General features: G+C 69.6%; 16 protein-coding genes and 1 tRNA gene. 9 read left to right on the forward strand and 8 right to left on the reverse strand.

Features of this window, described 5'->3' with window-relative positions; all coding sequences use genetic code 11:
* Window positions 1–29: 29 nt before the first annotated feature.
* Window positions 30–1,424 (reverse strand): LytTR family transcriptional regulator DNA-binding domain-containing protein, encoded by a 1,395-nt coding sequence (locus ACZ63F_RS38125; RefSeq protein ID WP_469718238.1) that lies wholly within the window; start codon window positions 1,422–1,424, stop codon window positions 30–32.
* A gap of 635 nt (window positions 1,425–2,059) precedes the next feature.
* Between ACZ63F_RS38125 and ACZ63F_RS38130 the strand changes: the two genes are divergently transcribed.
* A complete protein-coding gene (locus tag ACZ63F_RS38130) occupies window positions 2,060–2,359 on the forward strand; it encodes a hypothetical protein (RefSeq protein ID WP_469718240.1) in 300 nt (99 codons plus the stop codon).
* A 163-nt stretch (window positions 2,360–2,522) separates the two neighbouring features.
* Here the strand turns inward: ACZ63F_RS38130 and ACZ63F_RS38135 are convergent.
* Both ACZ63F_RS38135 and ACZ63F_RS38140 read right to left on the reverse strand, forming a co-directional pair.
* Window positions 2,523–2,607, reverse strand: a tRNA-Leu gene (locus ACZ63F_RS38135).
* Between the two features lie 137 nt (window positions 2,608–2,744).
* The gene (locus ACZ63F_RS38140) at window positions 2,745–3,077 is read right to left on the reverse strand and encodes a MarR family winged helix-turn-helix transcriptional regulator (protein ID WP_469718241.1); all 333 of its coding nucleotides are present in this window, start codon (window positions 3,075–3,077) and stop codon (window positions 2,745–2,747) included.
* Between ACZ63F_RS38140 and ACZ63F_RS38145 the strand changes: the two genes are divergently transcribed.
* Window positions 3,076–3,456: a hypothetical protein gene (locus tag ACZ63F_RS38145; RefSeq protein ID WP_469718242.1), complete on the forward strand. Its 381-nt coding sequence runs from the start codon at window positions 3,076–3,078 to the stop codon at window positions 3,454–3,456. The two genes, ACZ63F_RS38140 and ACZ63F_RS38145, sit on opposite strands and share 2 nt — an antisense overlap.
* On the opposite strand, the gene ACZ63F_RS38150 is transcribed toward ACZ63F_RS38145, so the two are convergent.
* From ACZ63F_RS38150 to sucC, 3 genes are read right to left on the reverse strand one after another with little or no spacing between them, the layout of a single operon-like run.
* On the reverse strand, window positions 3,446–4,981 hold the full coding sequence (locus tag ACZ63F_RS38150) for an aldehyde dehydrogenase family protein (RefSeq protein WP_469718244.1): 1,536 nt from the start codon (window positions 4,979–4,981) through the stop codon (window positions 3,446–3,448). The two genes, ACZ63F_RS38145 and ACZ63F_RS38150, sit on opposite strands and share 11 nt — an antisense overlap.
* Before the next feature lie 2 nt (window positions 4,982–4,983).
* Window positions 4,984–5,868 carry a succinate--CoA ligase subunit alpha gene (sucD, locus tag ACZ63F_RS38155; RefSeq protein WP_469718245.1) on the reverse strand — a complete coding sequence of 295 codons (885 nt, stop codon included), beginning with the start codon at window positions 5,866–5,868 and terminating at the stop codon, window positions 4,984–4,986.
* A gap of 11 nt (window positions 5,869–5,879) precedes the next feature.
* Window positions 5,880–7,010, reverse strand: coding sequence for an ADP-forming succinate--CoA ligase subunit beta (gene sucC, locus ACZ63F_RS38160; RefSeq protein ID WP_469718247.1), 1,131 nt, complete (start codon window positions 7,008–7,010; stop codon window positions 5,880–5,882).
* Window positions 7,011–7,209: 199 nt separating this feature from the next.
* Here sucC and ACZ63F_RS38165 point away from each other — a divergent pair, with 199 nt between their 5' ends.
* The 6 genes from ACZ63F_RS38165 (at window position 7,210) to ACZ63F_RS38190 (ending at window position 15,516) form a co-directional block, all read left to right on the forward strand.
* Window positions 7,210–8,892, forward strand: coding sequence for a thiamine pyrophosphate-binding protein (locus tag ACZ63F_RS38165; RefSeq protein ID WP_469718248.1), 1,683 nt, complete (start codon window positions 7,210–7,212; stop codon window positions 8,890–8,892).
* A 12-nt stretch (window positions 8,893–8,904) separates the two neighbouring features.
* Complete coding sequence (frc, locus tag ACZ63F_RS38170) at window positions 8,905–10,137, forward strand: formyl-CoA transferase (RefSeq protein WP_469718249.1); 1,233 nt, start codon at window positions 8,905–8,907, stop codon at window positions 10,135–10,137.
* Window positions 10,138–10,141: 4 nt separating this feature from the next.
* A complete protein-coding gene (locus ACZ63F_RS38175; RefSeq protein WP_469718251.1) occupies window positions 10,142–12,286 on the forward strand; it encodes an acetate--CoA ligase family protein in 2,145 nt (714 codons plus the stop codon).
* A gap of 124 nt (window positions 12,287–12,410) precedes the next feature.
* Entirely contained in the window at window positions 12,411–13,799 is a 1,389-nt protein-coding gene (locus ACZ63F_RS38180; protein ID WP_469718252.1) for an OFA family MFS transporter, read from the forward strand.
* Window position 13,800: 1 nt separating this feature from the next.
* Window positions 13,801–15,198 (forward strand): OFA family MFS transporter, encoded by a 1,398-nt coding sequence (locus ACZ63F_RS38185; RefSeq protein WP_469718253.1) that lies wholly within the window; start codon window positions 13,801–13,803, stop codon window positions 15,196–15,198.
* A gap of 54 nt (window positions 15,199–15,252) precedes the next feature.
* Entirely contained in the window at window positions 15,253–15,516 is a 264-nt protein-coding gene (locus ACZ63F_RS38190; protein WP_469718255.1) for a hypothetical protein, read from the forward strand.
* Here the strand turns inward: ACZ63F_RS38190 and ACZ63F_RS38195 are convergent.
* Complete coding sequence (locus tag ACZ63F_RS38195) at window positions 15,471–16,055, reverse strand: GNAT family N-acetyltransferase (RefSeq protein ID WP_469718256.1); 585 nt, start codon at window positions 16,053–16,055, stop codon at window positions 15,471–15,473. The two genes, ACZ63F_RS38190 and ACZ63F_RS38195, sit on opposite strands and share 46 nt — an antisense overlap.
* 199 nt (window positions 16,056–16,254) lie before the next feature.
* Window positions 16,255–16,938 carry a TetR/AcrR family transcriptional regulator gene (locus ACZ63F_RS38200; protein WP_469718257.1) on the reverse strand — a complete coding sequence of 228 codons (684 nt, stop codon included), beginning with the start codon at window positions 16,936–16,938 and terminating at the stop codon, window positions 16,255–16,257.
* Window positions 16,939–17,097: 159 nt separating this feature from the next.
* Between ACZ63F_RS38200 and ACZ63F_RS38205 the strand changes: the two genes are divergently transcribed.
* The gene (locus ACZ63F_RS38205) at window positions 17,098–18,450 is read left to right on the forward strand and encodes a serine hydrolase domain-containing protein (RefSeq protein ID WP_469718259.1); all 1,353 of its coding nucleotides are present in this window, start codon (window positions 17,098–17,100) and stop codon (window positions 18,448–18,450) included.
* Window positions 18,451–18,674 lie beyond the last annotated feature (224 nt).

Consider the following 18,674-nt stretch of genomic DNA (forward strand, 5'->3'; position numbering starts at 1 on the left):
CCTTCCGGGAACAGCGGTCGCCAGGCCGCTCAGATGTCCAGCGCTCGGCGCACGGCCGGCGCGTTCCGCCGGGAAACCGGCACCATCTCGTTCGCCCGGTCGTCCATGACCAGAGACAGCTCGCCCTTGGGCCCGCGCTCTATCTCCCGGATGCGGCCGAGGTTGACCACATACCGGCGGTGCACCCGCAGGAAGCCGACATCCGCCAGCTCACCTTCGAGCTTGTCCAGACTCAAAGAGGCGGCTCGCAATCGCCCCTGATCGGTGGAGAGCCACACATCGTTTCCCTGCGATTCGGCGAAGGAGACTTCCGGCAGCCGCAGCAGAACAATCCGGTTGTCGCGCATCGCGACCAGTCGGCGCGGCTGCGCCCCAGGGTGCGCGGCCCCCTCGGCCTGGGGCAACTGCGCCCCGTCGGAGGCACCGAACGAGACCAGGGTCCCGATCACGTGTCCGGACGAGAAGACGGGGCGGATGCTGATCGATGTCGGCTCGTCGGCGAGGTGGGCGAAGATCTGCGTCGAGCCGACCCAGTCAGGATTGTGGGCTGCCTGCCTGGTGGCATACCGGGCGGCCGTGATCAGTTCGGGCAGTCCTGGGTTCCATCGCAGCGTGGGGTCGACCGCCGGGGTACGAGCCGGGACGCCCAGGAGCACGCTTGCCATGTCGTCGGCGATCACCACCTTGCCCGCGGCGTCCACCGCTGCGAGCGCCGCACTGGAGCGTGCCCTGGCCTGGCTGTAGGCCGCGACCAATTCGGCGCCCCTGTCCCGGGCACGCCTCTTCAGCGGGTACTGGGTCATGGTGGCCGCGTTCGCCAGCCAGCTTTCCGCGGACGCGGGAAGCCGGCTGCGCCACCAGCAGATATTCAGGACCGCGATCGGTTCTCTGGTCACCACGTCGCGCACCGCGATACCCGCGCCGACCCAGTTGTGGAACGTCTGACACCAGTGCTCCGCGCCCCTGATCGGTACCGGGCCGTGCGCCTCGAGCGCCGTGCCCATGCCGTTCGTACCGACCGCGCACTCGGACCAGCAGAACCAGGGCGCCAGATTGGACTCGCCCGCTCTGGCGAGCGTGGCTTGATCACCCCACTCGGCCAGGATCCGGCCGGTCGCATCGGTGACAGTGACGACGCCACCGAGGTTGCCCACTTCATGTGCCACGGAGGCAGCACGAAAACCCAGCTCAGCGAATACGACATCGTGCTCGGGCGTATGGCTGGGCTCCGCGACGGCCACCGGAGCCTCGGTGAGGTGAGGATCGACCCGGTATTGCTCTCGGCAGCGATGCCAGGAGATCGCCACCAGGGGCCGGACATCCGGAACCTGATCCTCCCCCTGCACGAACCGTTCCCACGCCGCGAGCACGGTGCCCCCGGCCAGGTTCGCCGCGCCGGACTCAAGCCGATGTACATCCCTCATGGTTCAGAACCGCCCTTGGTCCATCCCCAACGCCCGACGGCGTGCGGGCTGTCCGCGCCGGTCGCCGCTCGTCGCGGCCGGACCTGTGGCGGACTGGGCCCCGCGTCGCGCGTCGTCCCGCTTCGTCACTCGTTCCAGGCTGTGTCACAGGCCTGCACTCCCCACCCTAGGTACCGTTGTCGGCCTGCGCACGTCCCTCTCCAGGCCGCGTGCGCGAGAGGCTACTTCCTGGCCCGCCCTGGACAGCGCACCCGCGAGCGAGGTGCGCGGCGCACGGCAGGCGTCCCCCCGGTTGATCGGCGCTCGGAGCCATCCGCAGGCTCGCTGTTGCGGCATCGGACGAACTCCTCGACCCCCTACTCGGCCAGCCGAAGGCCGCCCCTGCGGACCGATGCTGACCTTCTGCTGACCTCGAAGCCCGCGCTATGCGCCTGACCTGCGGGCTCGCCCAAGTATTAGATCTTGGAATTGAAAAGGGTGGTCTTCGGAGCCGTACAACGATTCGCATGTGCGGTCATTTATGGCAGCTGTAGTTCTTGATCACGCCGGTCGTGTCAGGTCGTCGCGGCGGTGTTGTACCAGCGGCGGTGTGCTTCGGCCGCGCGGTGCTGGTGTTCGCGGCGCCAGGCGGACCGGTGCAGCAGGTGATCGCGGTCGCGGCGGGGCGAGGACAGCGCGGTGGCCCGGAGCAGAGGGAGCAGTTCGCGGGCGCCGGCCGGGACGAGTCGGCCGCGGACCACGTCCTGCCCCACCTGTCCGCACTGATCATCCGCCTCACCGACCACGCGGCCGAGCTGAACGGATCGGCAGCCCCACCGACACCGGCCGCCGCCGTCGAGCACCTCCGCGCCGAATCGATATCCATGATCTTCGACCCGACCACCCGGACCCTGACCGCAGACACCCCACGAGGAGAAAGGATCACCGTCGACTGACCGGCACCACAGCCGCACACGCAAGCGCCGCAAGCCCATAAAGGAGGAAGCCACAAGCCTGCCGAAACGACAGAACACCCGCGCCCGGCCGGAAGCCGGAGGCGGGTGTCGGGCTGCCCTGCCCGTGAAACGGGACTCAGGGGGCAATGGTGTTGGTGTCGAGTGTCCGAGGGGGGACTTGAACCCCCACGCCCGATAAAGGGCACTAGCACCTCAAGCTAGCGCGTCTGCCATTCCGCCACCCGGACCAGGTGTCTGCCGCCTGACCGGGGGTGCTCCCCGCGGCGACATGGACAACAATACCAAGCTTTCGGAGTGCCTTTCACCTGCGTTTCCGTCGGCATATCCGCAGGTGAACACCGTCTCACCGTGCGTGCCCGGGCCGCTACCGATCGGGCAGGAGGGTGCGCAGAGCCCGGATGAGGGTCTCGGCCGTCGCGTCGTCCGGCGCTGCGAGGAAGCGGCGCTCGGCAGCCCGCCGCGCCTCCTCCGCGCGCCCCATCCGCGCACGCCCGGCCTCGGTCAGCTCCACGATGTTGCGCCGCCGGTCCTGCGGGCTGCGCCGGCGCTCGACCAGCCCGCGCCGCTCCAGATCGTCCACGAGCGCGACCATCGTCGTCCGGTCCACCCCCGTCCGACCCGCCACCTCGATCTGCGACAGCGGCTCGGCCCCCCGCGAGCACGACCAGCACCGCCAGGTCGTGCCCGTCCATGCCATGGGGTGCGCGAGCCTCGGCCGATGTCCGCGCCGGCTCGGCCTGGACGTGCTTGAGCAGGAGGCCGACGCCGTACCCGAGATCTCCGACGCCTGGAACGTACCGGGGCCGCCGCACGACACCGTGGAGTTCGTCGCCGAGCGGGCCAGGGTGCTGGACGCGCACTGCGCCGAACTGGGCCGGGATCCGGCGGAGATCATCCGCTGGGTCCAGGTCCTGGTGTCGTACGACGACCCGGCGGCGACCCGTGCCACGGTCACCGCCCTGGTACGCGCCGGGATGAACCACATCGTGCTGGGCCTGCCGCGCCCCTGTCCGCACGGAGTGGCCCGACGGCTCGCCGCGGAGGTGATCGCCCCCGTCCTCGCCGTCACGGCATGAGCTGGTACTCCGGGAAGTTCCCCGGCAGCCGCTCCCCCGCCGGCCCCCGGGTCACCGCGCGCACCAGCAGTTCCCCGCCGACGAAGGCGCCCCGCCAGGACGCGCCGAAGCCGCCGAAGAGCTCGTCGCGGTCGCCGCGGGAGCGTGGCGTGCCGTGGCCGACCTTGAACGCGCGGATCTGCGGGGCCAGGCGCGCGAAGGTGGCCGCGTCGTCGGTGGAGAGCGTGGCGACCAGCGCGCCGTTGGAGGCGTTCATGGCGGCCAGGAGTTCGGCCTCGGTGTCGACCAGGACGATCGTGTCGACCGGGCCGAAGGGTTCCGCGTGGTGGAGCGGCGAGGAGGGGGGAGGGTTGAGGAGGGTGACCGGGTGGACGTACGACGACGTGTCCTGTCCGGGCAGGAAGCGGGCGTCGGCCGGGCTGCCGCGGTGCAGCGGGACGGCGCCGCGGTCGACGGCCTCGGCCACCTGGTCGGTCAGGTCCTTGGCCTTGGCCGCGTTGATCACCGGCCCGAAGTCCAGGTCGGGGAGCGGGTCGGTGGGGTCGGCCACGGCCAGCGGGTGGCCGATCCGCAGGCCCCGGACGGCCGGCAGGTAGGCGGTCAGGAACTCGTCGAACAGCTCGCGCTGGACGACGAAGCGCGGGTAGGCGGTGCAGCGCTGCTTGCCGTAGTCGAAGAGCTTGGGGACGACGGCGGTGAACGCGGCCCAGTCGGTGAAGTTCCAGATGCCCCAGGTGTTGAGTCCCTCCTGTTCGAGTACGTGCCGCTTGCCGAGGTCGGTGACGGCCGTGGCCACCGCCGCCCCGGTGTCCCGGCCGCCGACGAAGGAGACACAGCCGATCTCGGGTGCCCGTACCAGCGCCTCCGACAGCTCGCCCCCGCTGCCGCTGAGCAGCGTCACCGGCAGCCCCTCCCGGGCGGCCAGTGCGCAGGCCAGGGTGAGGCAGGCGACCCCGCCGTCGGTCGGGGTCTTCGCCACCACCGCGTTGCCCGCCAGGGCCTGGACCAGTACCGCGTGGACGAGCACGCTCATCGGGTAGTTCCAGCTGGCGATGTTGGACACCGGCCCGTCCAGCGGGGCCCGTCCGGCGAGCATCGGTCCGATGCCGTCGACGTACCAGCGCACCCCGTCGATCGCCCGGTCGACGTCCGCCTGGGCCAGCCGCCAGGGCTTGCCGATCTCCCAGACGAGCAGCAGGGCGAGGAGTTCCCGGTGTTCGGTGAGGGCGTCGAGGGTGGCGGCCACCCTGGCCCGGCGTTCCTCCAGCGGGACGTGCCGCCAGGCGCGGTGCTGGTCGAGGCAGGCGCGGACGGCCCGGTGCGCGGTGTCACGGTCGAGGCGCGGGGCGCCGGCGATGGGGCTGCCGTCGACGGGGCTGGTCGCGGGGAGCGGGCGGCCGTCGGGCTGCCAGGCGCCGGCCCAGAGGTTGAGGACGCGGTCGTCCCGGAAGGCCTCGGGGGCGAGGTCGAGGCAGCGTGCCCAGGCGTCGTCCCAGCCGGTGCCGGGTTTGCGGACGAGGATCATGGTCAACCCCCGGCTTTCAGGAGCTCCAGCACGAGCCGGGCGGTCTCGGTCGGCGTGCTCCCCACCCGCACCCCGACCGCCTCCAGCGCCGCCTGCTTGGCCCGGGCGGTGCCGGCCGAGCCGGAGACGATGGCGCCCGCGTGGCCCATGGTGCGGCCCTCGGGCGCGGTGAACCCGGCGATGTAGCCGACGACCGGCTTGGTGACGTGCTCCCGGATGTAGGCGGCGGCCCGTTCCTCCGCGTCGCCGCCGATCTCCCCGATGAGGACGACGAGTTCGGTGTCGGGGTCGTCCTGGAAGGCGACCAGGCAGTCGATGTGGCTGGTCCCGACGACCGGGTCGCCCCCGATGCCGACGCAGGTGGAGAAGCCGATGTCCCGCAGTTCGTACATGAGCTGGTAGGTCAGGGTGCCCGACTTGGAGACGAGGCCGATGCGGCCCGGCTTGGTGATGTCGGCGGGGATGATGCCCGCGTTGGACTGGCCGGGGGTGATCAGGCCCGGGCAGTTGGGGCCGATGATCCGGGTGCCCCTGGCCCGCGCGTAGGAGGTGAAGGCGACCGAGTCGTGGACCGGGATGCCCTCGGTGATCACCACCGCGAGGCCGATGCCGGCGTCGGCCGCCTCCAGCACCGCGGCCTTGGCGAAGGCGGGCGGCACGAAGACGACGGTGACGTCGGCGCCGGTCGCCGCCATGCCCTCGGCGACCGTGCCGAAGACCGGGACCGCACGGTCGTCGAAGTCGACGGTCTGCCCGGCCTTGCGCGGGTTGACCCCGCCGACGACGTCGGTTCCGGCGGCGAGCATCCGGCGGGTGTGCTTCATGCCCTCGCCGCCGGTCATGCCCTGGACGAGGACCTTGCTCTCCTTGGTGAGGTAGATCGCCATGACAGGACTCCTCAGGCGGTGGTGGCGAGTTCGGCGGCGCGGCGGGCGGCGCCGTCCATGGTGGTGGCCTGTTCGACCAGGGGGTGCGCGCGGTCGTCGAGGATCGCCCGGCCGCGGGCCGCGTTGTTGCCGTCGAGGCGGACCACCAGCGGCCTGGTCAGCCGGACGGTCTCCAGGGCCTGCACGATCCCGTCGGCGACCGCGTCGCACGCGGTGATCCCGCCGAAGACGTTGACGAGGACCGACTTCACGGACGGGTCGGAGAGGATCACCGAGAGTCCGTCGGCCATGATCCGGGCGGAGGCCCCGCCGCCGATGTCGAGGAAGTTGGCGGGCCGCGCGCCGCAGCCGGCCACCACGTCCAGGGTGGACATGACCAGGCCGGCGCCGTTGCCGATGATGCCGACCTCGCCGTCGAGCCTGACGTAGTTGAGTCCCTTCGCGGCGGCCGCAGCCTCCAGCGGGTCGTGGTGCTCACCGTCGTCGGCGCCCCAGCGGGACTGCCGGAAGCGGGCGTTGTCGTCAAGGGTGACCTTGCCGTCCAGGGCCAGGATCCGGCCCTCCCGGGTGCGCACGAGCGGGTTCACCTCGACGAGCAGCGCGTCCTCGCGGACCAGTACCTGCCAGAGCCGTACCAGGACGTCGACGGTCTGCGGCGGCAGTCCGGCGGCGTCGGCGATCTCCTGGGCCTTGGCGGAGGTGACGCCGGCCGCGGGGTCGATGCGGACCCGGGCCACCGCCTCGGGCCGGGTCGCGGCCACCTCCTCGATGTCCATGCCGCCCTCGGCGGAGGCGATCGCGAGGAAGCCGCCGGCCGCCCGGTCGAGGACGTAGGAGACGTAGAACTCGCTGTCGATGTCGACGGGCTGGGCCAGCATCACCTTGCCGACCGTGTGCCCCTTGATGTCCATGCCGAGGATCTGACGTGCCGTGAGTTCCGCCGCGGCCGGGTCGGCGGCGAGCTTCACACCGCCCGCCTTGCCCCGGCCACCGGTCTTGACCTGCGCCTTCACGACGACCCTGCCGCCGAGCCTACGGGCGATCTCCCGGGCCTCCTTGGGCGAGTCGGTGACCTCTGCCCTCGGCACCACGATGCCGTGGTCTTCGAAGAGTTCCCTTGCCTGGTGTTCGTACAGGTCCATTCCGGCTCCTGTCTGCGAAGTCCGTCGAGAAGTCATCGAGAGGCCGGACGAGGCCGAACTCCGATGACCGAAAAGTGCCGCACGCCCCCTGGACACCACCCACCGGATGCGGGATAACAAGGTTCATACAGTATTCGTCGACTGTATGCAATGTACCGCGAGAGCGTTCCAACCCCCTACGAAGGGACAGGACTTCGCCATGCCCGACGACACCCAGGACGTGATTTCCGGTGGTCATCTCGTTGCCAAGGCGCTGAAGGCCGAGGGGGTCGACCGCATCTACACCCTGTGCGGCGGCCACATCATCGACATCTACGACGGCTGCGTCGACGAGGGCATAGAAGTCGTCGACGTCCGCCACGAGCAGGTGGCCGCACATGCCGCCGACGGCTACGCGCGCCTCACCGGAAGGCCCGGCTGCGCGGTCGTCACCGCCGGTCCCGGTACGACCGACGCGGTCACCGGGGTCGCCAACGCCTTCCGCGCGGAGTCCCCGATGCTGCTGATCGGCGGCCAGGGGGCGCTCACCCAGCACAAGATGGGATCCCTGCAGGACCTGCCGCACGTCGACATGATGACGCCGATCACCAAGTTCGCGGCGACCGTCCCGGACACCGCCCGCGCCGCCGACATGGTCTCCATGGCGTTCCGCGAGTGCTACCACGGCGCCCCGGGCCCCTCGTTCCTGGAGATACCCCGTGACGTCCTCGACGCCAAGGTCCCCGCGGAGAAGGCGCGGGTGCCCAAGGCGGGCGCCTACCGCGCCTCCACCCGCTCGGCCGGCGACCCCGAGGCGATCGAGAAGCTCGCCGACCTGCTCGTGCACGCCGAGAAGCCGGCCATCCTGCTCGGCAGCCAGGTCTGGACGACCCGCGGCACCGCGGACGCCATCGAGCTGGTGCGGACCCTCAACATCCCGGCGTACATGAACGGCGCGGGCCGCGGCACCCTGCCGCCCGGCGACCCGCACCACTTCCAGCTCTCCCGCCGGTACGCCTTCTCCCATGCCGACGTCATCGTGATCGTCGGCACGCCCTTCGACTTCCGCATGGGCTACGGCAAGCGCCTCTCCCCCACCGCGACCGTCGTGCAGATCGACCTCGACTACCGCACGGTCGGCAAGAACCGGGACATCGACCTCGGGATCGTCGGGGACGCGGGCCTGGTCCTGAAGTCGGTGACCGAGGCCGCCTCCGGCCGGGTCGACGGGGGTGCCTCCAAGCGCAAGGAGTGGCTCGACGAACTGCGGGCCGCCGAGCAGACCGCGCTGGAGAAGCGGCTGCCGAGCCTCAGGTCGGACGCCTCGCCCATCCACCCGTACCGCCTGGTCAGCGAGATCAACGACTTCCTCACCGAGGACTCGATCTACATCGGCGACGGCGGCGACATCGTCACCTTCTCCGGGCAGGTCGTGCAGCCGAAGTCGCCGGGCCACTGGATGGACCCCGGCCCGCTCGGCACCCTCGGCGTCGGCATCCCCTTCGTGCTCGCCGCCAAGCAGGCCCGCCCCGACAAGGAGGTGGTCGCCCTCTTCGGCGACGGCGCCTTCTCGCTCACCGGCTGGGACTTCGAGACCCTGGTCCGCTACGACCTCCCGTTCGTCGGGATCGTCGGCAACAACTCCTCGATGAACCAGATCCGTTACGGCCAGGCCGCCAAGTACGGCATCGAGCGCGAGCGGGTCGGCAACACCCTCGGGGACGTCCACTACGACAAGTTCGCCCAGATGCTGGGCGGTTACGGCGAGGAGGTCCGCGACCCCGCCGACATCGGCCCCGCCCTGCGCCGGGCCCGCGAGTCCGGCAAGCCGTCGCTGATCAACGTCTGGGTCGACCCGGACGCGTACGCCCCCGGAACCATGAACCAGACCATGTACAAGTGAGGTGGAACGCCCATGACCGCCAAGGCACTTGAGGGCATTCGCGTCCTCGACATGACCCACGTCCAGTCGGGCCCCTCCGCCACCCAGCTGCTCGCCTGGCTCGGCGCGGACGTCGTCAAGCTGGAGGCGCCGACCGGTGACATCACGCGCAGGCAGCTGCGCGACCTCCCGGACGTCGACTCCCTCTACTTCACGATGCTCAACTGCAACAAGCGGAGCATCACCCTCAACACCAAGACCGAGCGCGGCAAGGAACTCCTGACCGAGCTGATCCGGCGCTCCGACGTGATGGTGGAGAACTTCGGTCCCGGCGCGGTCGACCGGATGGGGTTCACCTGGGACCGCATCAAGGAGATCAACCCGCGGATCGTCTACGCGTCCATCAAGGGCTTCGGGGACGGCCCCTACACCAACTTCAAGGCGTACGAGGTGGTCGCCCAGGCGATGGGCGGCTCGATGGCCACCACCGGCTTCGAGGACGGGCCGCCGCTGGCCACGGGCGCGCAGATCGGTGACTCGGGCACCGGGGTGCACACAGTGGCCGGCATACTGGCGGCGCTCTTCCAGCGCGAGCGCACCGGACGCGGCCAGCGCGTCAACGTCGCCATGCAGCACGCCGTGCTCAACCTGTGCCGGGTCAAGCTCCGCGACCAGCAACGGCTCGCGCACGGCCGGCTCGCCGAGTACCCGAACGAGGACTTCGGCGACGAGGTGCCGCGCTCCGGCAACGCCTCCGGCGGCGGCCAGCCCGGCTGGGCGGTCAAGTGCGCGCCGGGCGGCCCCAACGACTACGTGTACGTCATCGTGCAGCCCGTCGGCTGGCAGCCGATCACCCGGCTCATCGGCCGGCCGGAGCTCGCCGACGACCCCGAGTGGGCGACCCCGGAGTCCCGGCTGCCCAAGCTCAACAAGATGTTCCAGCTGATCGAGGAGTGGTCCGCCACGCTCCCCAAGTGGGAGGTGCTGGAGCAGCTCAACGCCCACGACATCCCGTGCGGGCCGATCCTGTCGACGAAGGAGATCATCGAGGACGAGTCGCTGGTCGCCAACGAGATGGTGGTCACCGTCCCGCACCCCGAGCGCGGCGAGTTCGTCACCGTGGGCAGCCCGCTCAAGCTCTCCGACTCCCCCGTGGACGTCACCAGTTCGCCACTGCTCGGCGAGCACAACGAAGCCGTCTACATCGGCGAACTCGGCCTCGGCGACGAGGAGTTGCGCCTGCTCAAGTCGAACGGAGTGATCTGACGTGATGGCAGAGGACCGGGAGCTGCGGGTCCGCGAACTCCTCGACTCCGTGCGCGCGCAGGGCCGTACGGCACTCACCGCGCCGGAGGGCAAGGTGGTCGCCGACGCGTACGGGATCGCCGTACCGGGCGAGGAGCTCGCCACCGACGTCGACGAGGCGGTGGCGTACGCGGCACGCTTCGCCGGGCCGGTGGTCATGAAGATCGTGTCGCCCGACATCCTGCACAAGACCGACGCGGGCGGGGTCGTCGTCGGGGTGGAGGGCGCGGCGGACGTGCGCGCGGCCTTCCACCGGATCGTCGAGAACGCGCGTGCCTACGACGCCGACGCACGCATCGAGGGCGTCCAGGTCCAGGAACTGCTGCCGAAGGGCACGGAGGTGATCGTCGGCGCGGTCACCGACCCGACCTTCGGGAAGGTCGTCGCCTTCGGGCTCGGCGGGGTGCTGGTCGAGGTGCTGAAGGACGTGACCTTCCGGCTCGCGCCCGTCTCCGCCGACGAGGCGCTGTCGATGCTGGACTCCATCGAGGCGGCCGAGGTGCTGCGCGGGGTGCGCGGACAGGCGGGTGTGGACCGGTGGGCGGTGGCCGAGCAGATCCGCCGGGTCTCCCAACTGGTCGCGGACTTCCCGGAGATCGCCGAGGTGGACCTCAACCCGGTGATCGCGACGGCGGCGGGCGCGGTCGCCGCGGACATCAGGATCATCCTCGCGCAGAAGCAGCCGCCGGAGCGCAGGAAGTACCCGCGCGAGGAGATCCTGGAGAGCATGCGCCGGCTGATGCAGCCCCGCTCGGTCGCGGTGATCGGCGCCTCCAACGAGCAGGGCAAGATCGGCAACTCGGTGATGCGCAACCTCGTGGACGGCGGCTTCGCCGGGGAGATCCATCCGGTGAACCCCAAGGCCGATGACATCCTGGGCCGCAAGGCGTACAAGAGTGTCACGGACGTTCCCGGTGAGGTGGATGTGGCCGTCTTCGCCATTCCCGCCAAGTTCGTGGCAGCGGCGCTGGAGGAGGTGGGCCGGAAGAAGATCCCCAACGCCGTCCTGATCCCGTCCGGCTTCGCGGAGACCGGCGAGCACGAGCTCCAGGAGGAGATCGTCGCGATCGGCGAGCGCCACGGCATCCGCCTCCTCGGCCCGAACATCTACGGCTACTACTCCACCTGGCAGGACCTGTGCGCCACGTTCTGCACGCCGTACGACGTGAAGGGCGGCGTGGCGCTGACCTCCCAGTCCGGCGGCATCGGCATGGCGATCCTGGGCTTCGCCCGCACCACCAAGACGGGCGTGTCGGCGATCGTCGGCCTCGGCAACAAGTCGGACCTGGACGAGGACGACCTGCTGACCTGGTTCGGCGAGGACCCGCACACCGAGTGCATCGCGATGCACCTGGAGGACCTGAAGGACGGCCGCGCCTTCGTCGAGGCCGCGCGCGCGACCGTACCGAAGAAGCCCGTCGTCGTCCTCAAGGCGGGCCGTACCGCGGCCGGCGCCAAGGCGGCCGGCTCGCACACGGGTGCGCTCGCGGGCGACGACGCGGTGTACGACGACATCCTGCGGCAGGCGGGCGTCATCCGGGCGCCGGGCCTGAACGAGATGCTGGAGTATGCGCGTGGCCTGCCGGTGCTGCCGGCCCCGAAGGGCGACAACGTCGTGATCATCACCGGCGCGGGCGGCAGCGGTGTCCTGCTGTCCGACGCGATCACCGACAACGGGCTGACCCTGATGGAGATCCCGCCGGACCTGGACGAGGCGTTCCGCCGCTTCATCCCGCCGTTCGGCGCCGCCGGCAACCCGGTGGACATCACGGGCGGCGAGCCGCCGTCGACGTACGAGGCGACGATCCGGCTGGGTCTCGAGGACCCGCGGATCCACGCGCTCGTCCTCGGCTACTGGCACACCATCGTCACCCCGCCGATGGTGTTCGCGGAGCTGACCGCGCGGGTGGTCGCGGAGTTCCGGGAGCGGGGCGTCGAGAAGCCGGTCGTCGCCTCGCTGGCGGGCGACGTCGAGGTCGAGGAGGCCTGCCAGTACCTGTACGAACGGGGGGTCGTGGCGTACCCGTACACGACCGAGCGGCCGGTGGCCGTGCTCGGCGCCAAGTACCGCTGGGCGCGGGCGGCCGGACTGTTGGGGGGCGGCTCATGACGTAGGTGCGGGAAGGGGCCGGCCGGCGGTGCGCGTCGGCCGGCCCCGGGACCCGAGCGCGCACGAAAGGCATTGGACAGGGGGCGCTGGCCAGAACTTTCGACGCAAGGGGTGCTGAGCAGACATGTCATCCATCGATCTATCGACATCCGTCCCCTTCAGGGAGGTGACGGACCGCAACGGCCGCAGGTACCGGATCGGCGAGAGTGACGTCGATCTGATGGGCCGGACACGCACATGGATGGTCATCCTGCCCTGGGTGGGCATGATGGGCATCAGCTCCGCCGAGTACGCGTTCACGTCGGCGGAGGACACGCTGCACGAGGCGCATCTGTGGAGCAGCGGGCACATCTTCTGGCTGATGGGCGTCTGGGTGTTCTTCCAGGCGGCCGTGGCCTTCCCGGCCGGGCAACTGCGGGAGAGCGGACGGCTCCCCGCCCGTACGGCCATGCTGATCGGCGCGGTCGGCACACTCCTTGGCTATGTGTCGCTGGCGTTCGCGCCGAACGTGGTCGTCGCCTATCTCGGCTTCGGCATGTGCAGCGGCATCGGTGCCGGTCTCGTCTACGCGACCTGCGTGAACATGGTGGGCAAGTGGTATCCGGAGCGCAAGGGCGGCAAGACGGGGTTCGTCAACGGCGGTTTCGCCTACGGGTCCGTGCCGTTCGTGTTCCTCTTCACCTCGGTCCTCGACCTGAGCAACTACAAGGTCGTGCTCTCCGCGGTCGGGGTGGGGCTGTGTCTGGTGGTGGCGTCGGCCGGCTGGTTCTTCAGGGACCCGCCGAAGAACTGGTGGCCGCCGCACGTCGACCCGCTGAAAGCGACCCAGGACCCGAAGATACGCCGGGCGTTGGAGAAGAACCCGCCGGCGGTCAAGCAGTACACACCCAAGGAGGCAGCCCGTACGCCCGTCCTGTGGATGATGTGGTTCTGTCTGCTCTGCACGGCCGGGATCAATATCTTCGGCATCGCCTTCCAGGTGCCGTTCGGCAAGGACATGGGGTTCGCGGGCGGGATCGTCGCCACCGCGATGTCGTTGAAGGCGATCGTCAACGGCACCGGGCGCGGCGTCATCGGCTGGATCTCCGACCGCTACGGCCGCCGCAACACCCTCATCATCGTGTGCATCGTGCTCGGCAGCGCGCAGTTCGGCGTACTGGTCTCCGGCCAGATGGGCAGCATGCCGTTCTTCCTGTTCTGCTCCATGGTCTCCGGCTTCGGCGGCGGGGCGATCTTCCCGCTCTTCGCGGCCATGACGGCGGACTACTTCGGTGAGAACAACAACGCCACCAACTACGGGATGGTCTACAGCTCCAAGCTGATCTCCGGCCTGGTGGGCTCCGGTCTGGGCGCGGTCGTCGTCGGTGAGTGGGACTACCACGGCGCGTTCGTGCTCGCGGGCTCCGTCGGCCTGGCCTCCGCAGTGCTGGCCCTCTTCCTCAAGGCACCGGGCAGGCCCAGCGCCCGGCGCATCGTCCCCAACCCGCATCCGCTCGGCGAGGAGATGGCGTGACATGTCGGCAGACCCTGTAGCCACGAACAGCACGGACGCCGGACGCCGCCCGTACCGCGAGGTCACGGACGCCCGCGGCCGCGTCTACCGGATCGGCGAGACCGACCGGGACATCCTCGGCCACTCCCGGAACATCATGGTGTACCTCCCGTGGATAGCCATGATGGCCATCAGTGTCTTCGAGTACGCGTACGGCTCCGCGGAGGACACCCTGTCCCACGCGCACGGCTGGACGCAGTCCAACACCTTCTGGATCCTGAGCGTCTGGGTGTTCTTCCAGGCCGGCATCGCCTTCCCGGCGGGCTGGCTGCGCGAGAAGGGCATCCTCACGGCCCGCCGGGCGATGTACACCGGTTCCGGCATGTGCCTGGTCGGCTTCCTGGCCCTCTCCCACATCAGCGAGATCTGGCTGGCGATCATCGGCTTCGGCGTGATCGGCGGCCTGGGGTCCGGCCTGGTCTACGCGACCTGCATCAACATGGTCGGCAAGTGGTTCCCCGAACGCCGGGGCGCCCGTACGGGTTTCGTGAACGGCGGCTTCGCGTACGGCTCGCTCCCCTTCATCTTCATCTTCAACTACGCCTTCGACACGGCCAACTACCACCGCGTCCTGGACCTCATCGGCGCCTACGTGATGGTCGTCGTCCTCGTCACCGCGTTCTTCTTCAAGGACCCGCCGAAGAACTGGTGGCCGGCCGACGTCGACCCGCTCGCGCACACGGCCGACACCCGGACCGGCGCGGCCCTCGCCAAGAACCCGCCCGCGGTACGCCAGTTCACCCCCAAGGAGGCGATCCGCACCGGCATGCTCCCGCTGATGTGGATCTCCATCGTCATGACGGCCGGGGTCTCGATCTTCGGTATCTCCTTCCAGGTGGACTTCGCGAAGGACGTCGGCTTCGGCCCCCTGGTCGCTGCCTCGTCCATGGGCGTGATGGCGGTCATCAACGGCATAGGCCGCGGCGTGGTCGGCTGGCTCTCCGACCGCCTGGGCCGCAAACCGACCCTCGTCTTCGTGATCGTCGTCCTCGGCCTCGCCCAGTTCGGCGTGATCTGGGCCGGTGACATCAAGAGCGAGTGGCTGTTCCTGTTCTTCGCCTTCCTCTCCGGTTTCGGCGGCGGCGCCTTCTACCCGCTCTTCGCCGCCCTCACCCCGGACTACTTCGGCGAGAACTACAACGCCACCAACTACGGCCTCGTCTACAGCGGCAAACTCATCAGCGGCCTCTTCGGCGGCGGCCTCGGCTCCATGGTCGTCGGCGCCTGGGGCTACAACGGCGCCTACGCCCTGGCGGGCGGCATCTCGATGCTGGCGGCTGCGATAGCACTGCTGCTGCGGCAGCCGGGGCGGGGGACGACCACGACGGTGGGGGCAGTGCAGGCGCAGACGGCGACCTGACGGGTTCCGCGGAGCCTCGGAGCAGAGGTCTTCCCGGAACCGGGTCCCGGACCAGTGTCCGGGACCCAGCCGCTGCCAGAACGCGGTATTCGCTGCATCATCCCGGACAAGGTTGACCAAGCCCGCAACCGCAAGAAGCGCGGCTCGCTCGGCGGCCGTCCGCCGAGGTTCGACCCGGAGGACTACAAGGCGAGACACGCGGTCGAGTGCGGCATCAATCGCCTCAAAAGACACCGCGCCGTGGCCACGAGGTACGACAAGCTCGCGGTCCGCTACGAGGCGACCGTCCTCGTCTCAGCCATCAATGAATGGCTGTGACCCGTGTCGTCGAGAGTGATCCAGTAGCGGCGCTTGACCCCGGTTTCGGTGCTGCGCACATCTTCGAGGACGCCGCCGTTGCTTTCGATGGTGCGCGCCGAGCCGACGTTGCCATCGTCACAGGTGAGAAGAACCCGGTCCAGACCGAACGCCGGCGCCTTGAGCAGAACCGCTCCCAGCGCCCATGAGGCCAGTCCGCGTCTCCTGGCAGAAGGCCGAACGCTGTAGCCGATGTTTCCGCCGCCTTCCAACAAAAAGGCGTTCAGATAGTGCCGAAGGTCGATGGCCCCAAGGTACGTCTCGCCCTCGACGATCCACCAGTGCGTAGCGTGGACGCGCCCTTCCCCGACAGGCAGCGCCCGGTCCGATTGCTGTCGCAGCCGCTCGACCCATGAGGCGAACCCTTCCGGGCTGTCGAGGTCATCGTCACCAACCAGACGCAGGCCAGCCCCGTCCTGGTGAGCCCCGGGCTGCCACTCGTCACGGGCCGTGAGCCACGAGGAATGCAGCCGTCCTGTGGGAGCGATCAGTTCAGCCATGCCAGGGACGATAACACCCGCACCCCATGCGCGATCAGGCACTTTGTGCCAGATCGGGATCCCGGCCCGTCGGATGGGGTGCAGGTAAGCCGGATCGGGGCGCGATCCCCTCATCCCGTCGCGGAGCAATGCTCAGGGCTTGTGGATCAGCCCTGGGTGGGACACGGAGGGCGTACCTTCCCCAATGATCGTGTGATGGTCACCGAGCAGGCCCGCGTTGCAGCGCTTCCAGCCCGTCGAGGATGGTCTGGAGGCCGAACTGGAAGGTGTTGTCGGGCGCCGCGCCGTAGTCGGCGCTGTGGGTGTCCAGGCGGGCGCGCAGCCGAGGGAACTGTGCGGCAGTCTCGCGGGCTTCGGCCTGGGCTTCGCCGATGGCCTGTTCGGCGTTGCTGCTGCCTTCGCGCCGCAGTTTGCGGGTGAGTGAGGCTGCTGCGGCTGGGCCGAGGGCGTTGCCGAGGACGAAGGTGAAAACGGCGGACGCGGCCTGGTCGGCTGCGGGGCCAGCGAATCCCGCGGCTTCGTAGACGGCCAGGAGGTGGTCGTCGTGGCGGGCCTTGCCAGGGCCGAACATGAGGAAGGAGCCGAAGGCCTGCAGCAGCCACGGGTGGCGGGTCAGCATCGCATGCAGGTCGGTGGCCATGGTGGTGGCTGCCGTGCGCCAGTCGACCAGGTCAGGGTCGGGCAGCGTTATTTCGTGCCACAGTTGGTCGCCGGCGAGGGCGATGAGGTTGTCCTTGCTGCCCACGTGCCAGTAGACCGCGGTGGCCGCCGAGCCCAGCCGCTGACCCAGTGCCCGCATATTCAGGCCCTCCAACCCTTCGGTGTCCAGCAGGGCGATAGCAGCAGTGAGGATCTGTTCGCGGGTCAGCGTGTTGCGGGGCATGGATCCACGATAGCTGTCGACTTGCACGGCGTTCAAGAAATCTCTACCACCGCGTTCAAGTGGTTCGCTAGCCTTCACTTGAACAAAGTGCAAGTCGCTGCGACGCCCGGTGGGCATCTGGGAACGTGCGCGAACCACACCGATCGAGGGGGAATCGAGATGTCACGCGATGCGCTGGCTGAGTTCGTCGAGGCGACGGCCAAGGAGTTCGACATCCCAGGCGCAGCGGTGGGGGTCTGGGTGGACGGACGGGAGCTGATCGCCTGTCACGGCGTGACGAGCCTCGACAACCCGCTGCCCGTCGACCGGGACACACTCTTCGTGCTGGGCTCGGTCACCAAGACCTACACGGCGACCGCGATTATGCGCCTGGTCGAGCAGGGGCGGGTCGAGCTGGAGGCGCCAGTGCGCTGCTACGTTCCCGAACTCCGGCTCCCCGACGAGGGCGCGGCCGCGCAGATCACCATCCTGAACCTGCTCAACCACACCGCCGGGCTGGACACCCGGATAGTCTTCGACAGCGGAGACGGAGACGACGCGCTGGCCCGCGAGGTGACCAACATGGCCGAGGTGGCGCTGATCGGCCCAGTCGGCGGCCGCGCCTCCTACAGCCAACTCGGCTACAACCTGCTCGGCCGGGTCGTCGAGAACGTCACCGGCGAGACCTACGAGGCCGCTGTCGCCTCACTCGTCCTGGAACAGGCCGGCATGACCGACAGCGTCTTCACCGCCGGACAGGCCATCACCCGCCGGTTCGCCGTGGGCCACAACCTCAGCGAAGGGGCGCTCAAGGTCGCCCGGACTTGGAAGGACACGCGCGGCAACAACCCGGGCGGCGGCCTGGTGTCCTCGGTCTCCGACCAGTTGCGCTGGGCCCGGTTCCACCTCGGCGGCGGTGACCTGGCGAGGCGCATGCAGGAGCCGACGGTGGAGCTGCACGGCTCCACGCTCGGCGACGCCATCGGCCTCGGCTGGTTCCTGCGCGACGTGGACGGAGTGCGCACCGTCGGGCACGGCGGATCGACCAACGGACAGTTCGCCAACCTGCTGCTGGTCCCGGAGCGGGACTTCGCCGTCGTGGCGGCGTCCAACGCCGGGCCCGACAACGGCCTGGAGTTCAACCAGGCCGTGCTCCGCTGGGCGCTCGAACACTACCTTGGCGTGGTCGAGCGCGACCCCCACCCGCTCCCGTACGACCCGCAGCGCGCCCAGGAGATCACCGGGCACTACGAGAATGAATTCATGACGCTGATCATCGACACCGACGGCGACACGATGACGGTTGAATGCCGGATCAAGCCGGAGATCCGCGCGGCGGCCGACAGGGAACTGCCGCCGGACCTGCCGCCGGCCGGGCTCGGCCTGCTCCCCGGGAGCGGCGACGAGTACATCGTCACCAGCGGCGGCCTAATCGGCCAGCGCGGTTTCCTCACCCGCGATGCCGACGGCGCCATCATCGGGGCCGACATGGCCGGACGGCTCTTCAACCGGGCTCCGACACCCGCCGAGTGACACCTGCGTACCCCCGGAGAGCACCGCAGGCGAGACCGGTGACCGGCCTCGCCTGGGTACACAACATTTGACAATTGCTCCCCGCCGCAGTTCCTCAACCACCACCTTGATCCACTTTCGGCACACGCCCTTGATCTTTAACGGCCGACGTCGAATGGTGCCTCGAACTTGATCACTCGGTTCGGTAACCGCCGTACACCAAAGCGGCCTTCGCCTGAACATGT

It is taken from the genome of Streptomyces sp. NPDC104761, from assembly GCF_055583445.1.

Excerpts from the sequence above, each read along its gene's own strand:
- ACZ63F_RS38140 (WP_469718241.1), bottom strand. The coding sequence starts at position 3,077 with ATGGCATGGACGGGCACGACCTGGCGGTGCTGGTCGTGCTCGCGGGGG.
- sucD (WP_469718245.1), bottom strand. The coding sequence starts at position 5,868 with ATGGCGATCTACCTCACCAAGGAGAGCAAGGTCCTCGTCCAGGGCATG.
- ACZ63F_RS38125 (WP_469718238.1), bottom strand. The coding sequence starts at position 1,424 with ATGAGGGATGTACATCGGCTTGAGTCCGGCGCGGCGAACCTGGCCGGG.
- ACZ63F_RS38205 (WP_469718259.1), top strand. The coding sequence starts at position 17,098 with ATGTCACGCGATGCGCTGGCTGAGTTCGTCGAGGCGACGGCCAAGGAG.
- ACZ63F_RS38145 (WP_469718242.1), top strand. The coding sequence starts at position 3,076 with ATGGGGTGCGCGAGCCTCGGCCGATGTCCGCGCCGGCTCGGCCTGGAC.
- ACZ63F_RS38175 (WP_469718251.1), top strand. The coding sequence starts at position 10,142 with ATGGCAGAGGACCGGGAGCTGCGGGTCCGCGAACTCCTCGACTCCGTG.
- sucC (WP_469718247.1), bottom strand. The coding sequence starts at position 7,010 with ATGGACCTGTACGAACACCAGGCAAGGGAACTCTTCGAAGACCACGGC.
- ACZ63F_RS38150 (WP_469718244.1), bottom strand. The coding sequence starts at position 4,981 with ATGATCCTCGTCCGCAAACCCGGCACCGGCTGGGACGACGCCTGGGCA.
- ACZ63F_RS38200 (WP_469718257.1), bottom strand. The coding sequence starts at position 16,938 with ATGCCCCGCAACACGCTGACCCGCGAACAGATCCTCACTGCTGCTATC.
- frc (WP_469718249.1), top strand. The coding sequence starts at position 8,905 with ATGACCGCCAAGGCACTTGAGGGCATTCGCGTCCTCGACATGACCCAC.
- ACZ63F_RS38185 (WP_469718253.1), top strand. The coding sequence starts at position 13,801 with ATGTCGGCAGACCCTGTAGCCACGAACAGCACGGACGCCGGACGCCGC.
- ACZ63F_RS38165 (WP_469718248.1), top strand. The coding sequence starts at position 7,210 with ATGCCCGACGACACCCAGGACGTGATTTCCGGTGGTCATCTCGTTGCC.
- ACZ63F_RS38180 (WP_469718252.1), top strand. The coding sequence starts at position 12,411 with ATGTCATCCATCGATCTATCGACATCCGTCCCCTTCAGGGAGGTGACG.
- ACZ63F_RS38195 (WP_469718256.1), bottom strand. The coding sequence starts at position 16,055 with ATGGCTGAACTGATCGCTCCCACAGGACGGCTGCATTCCTCGTGGCTC.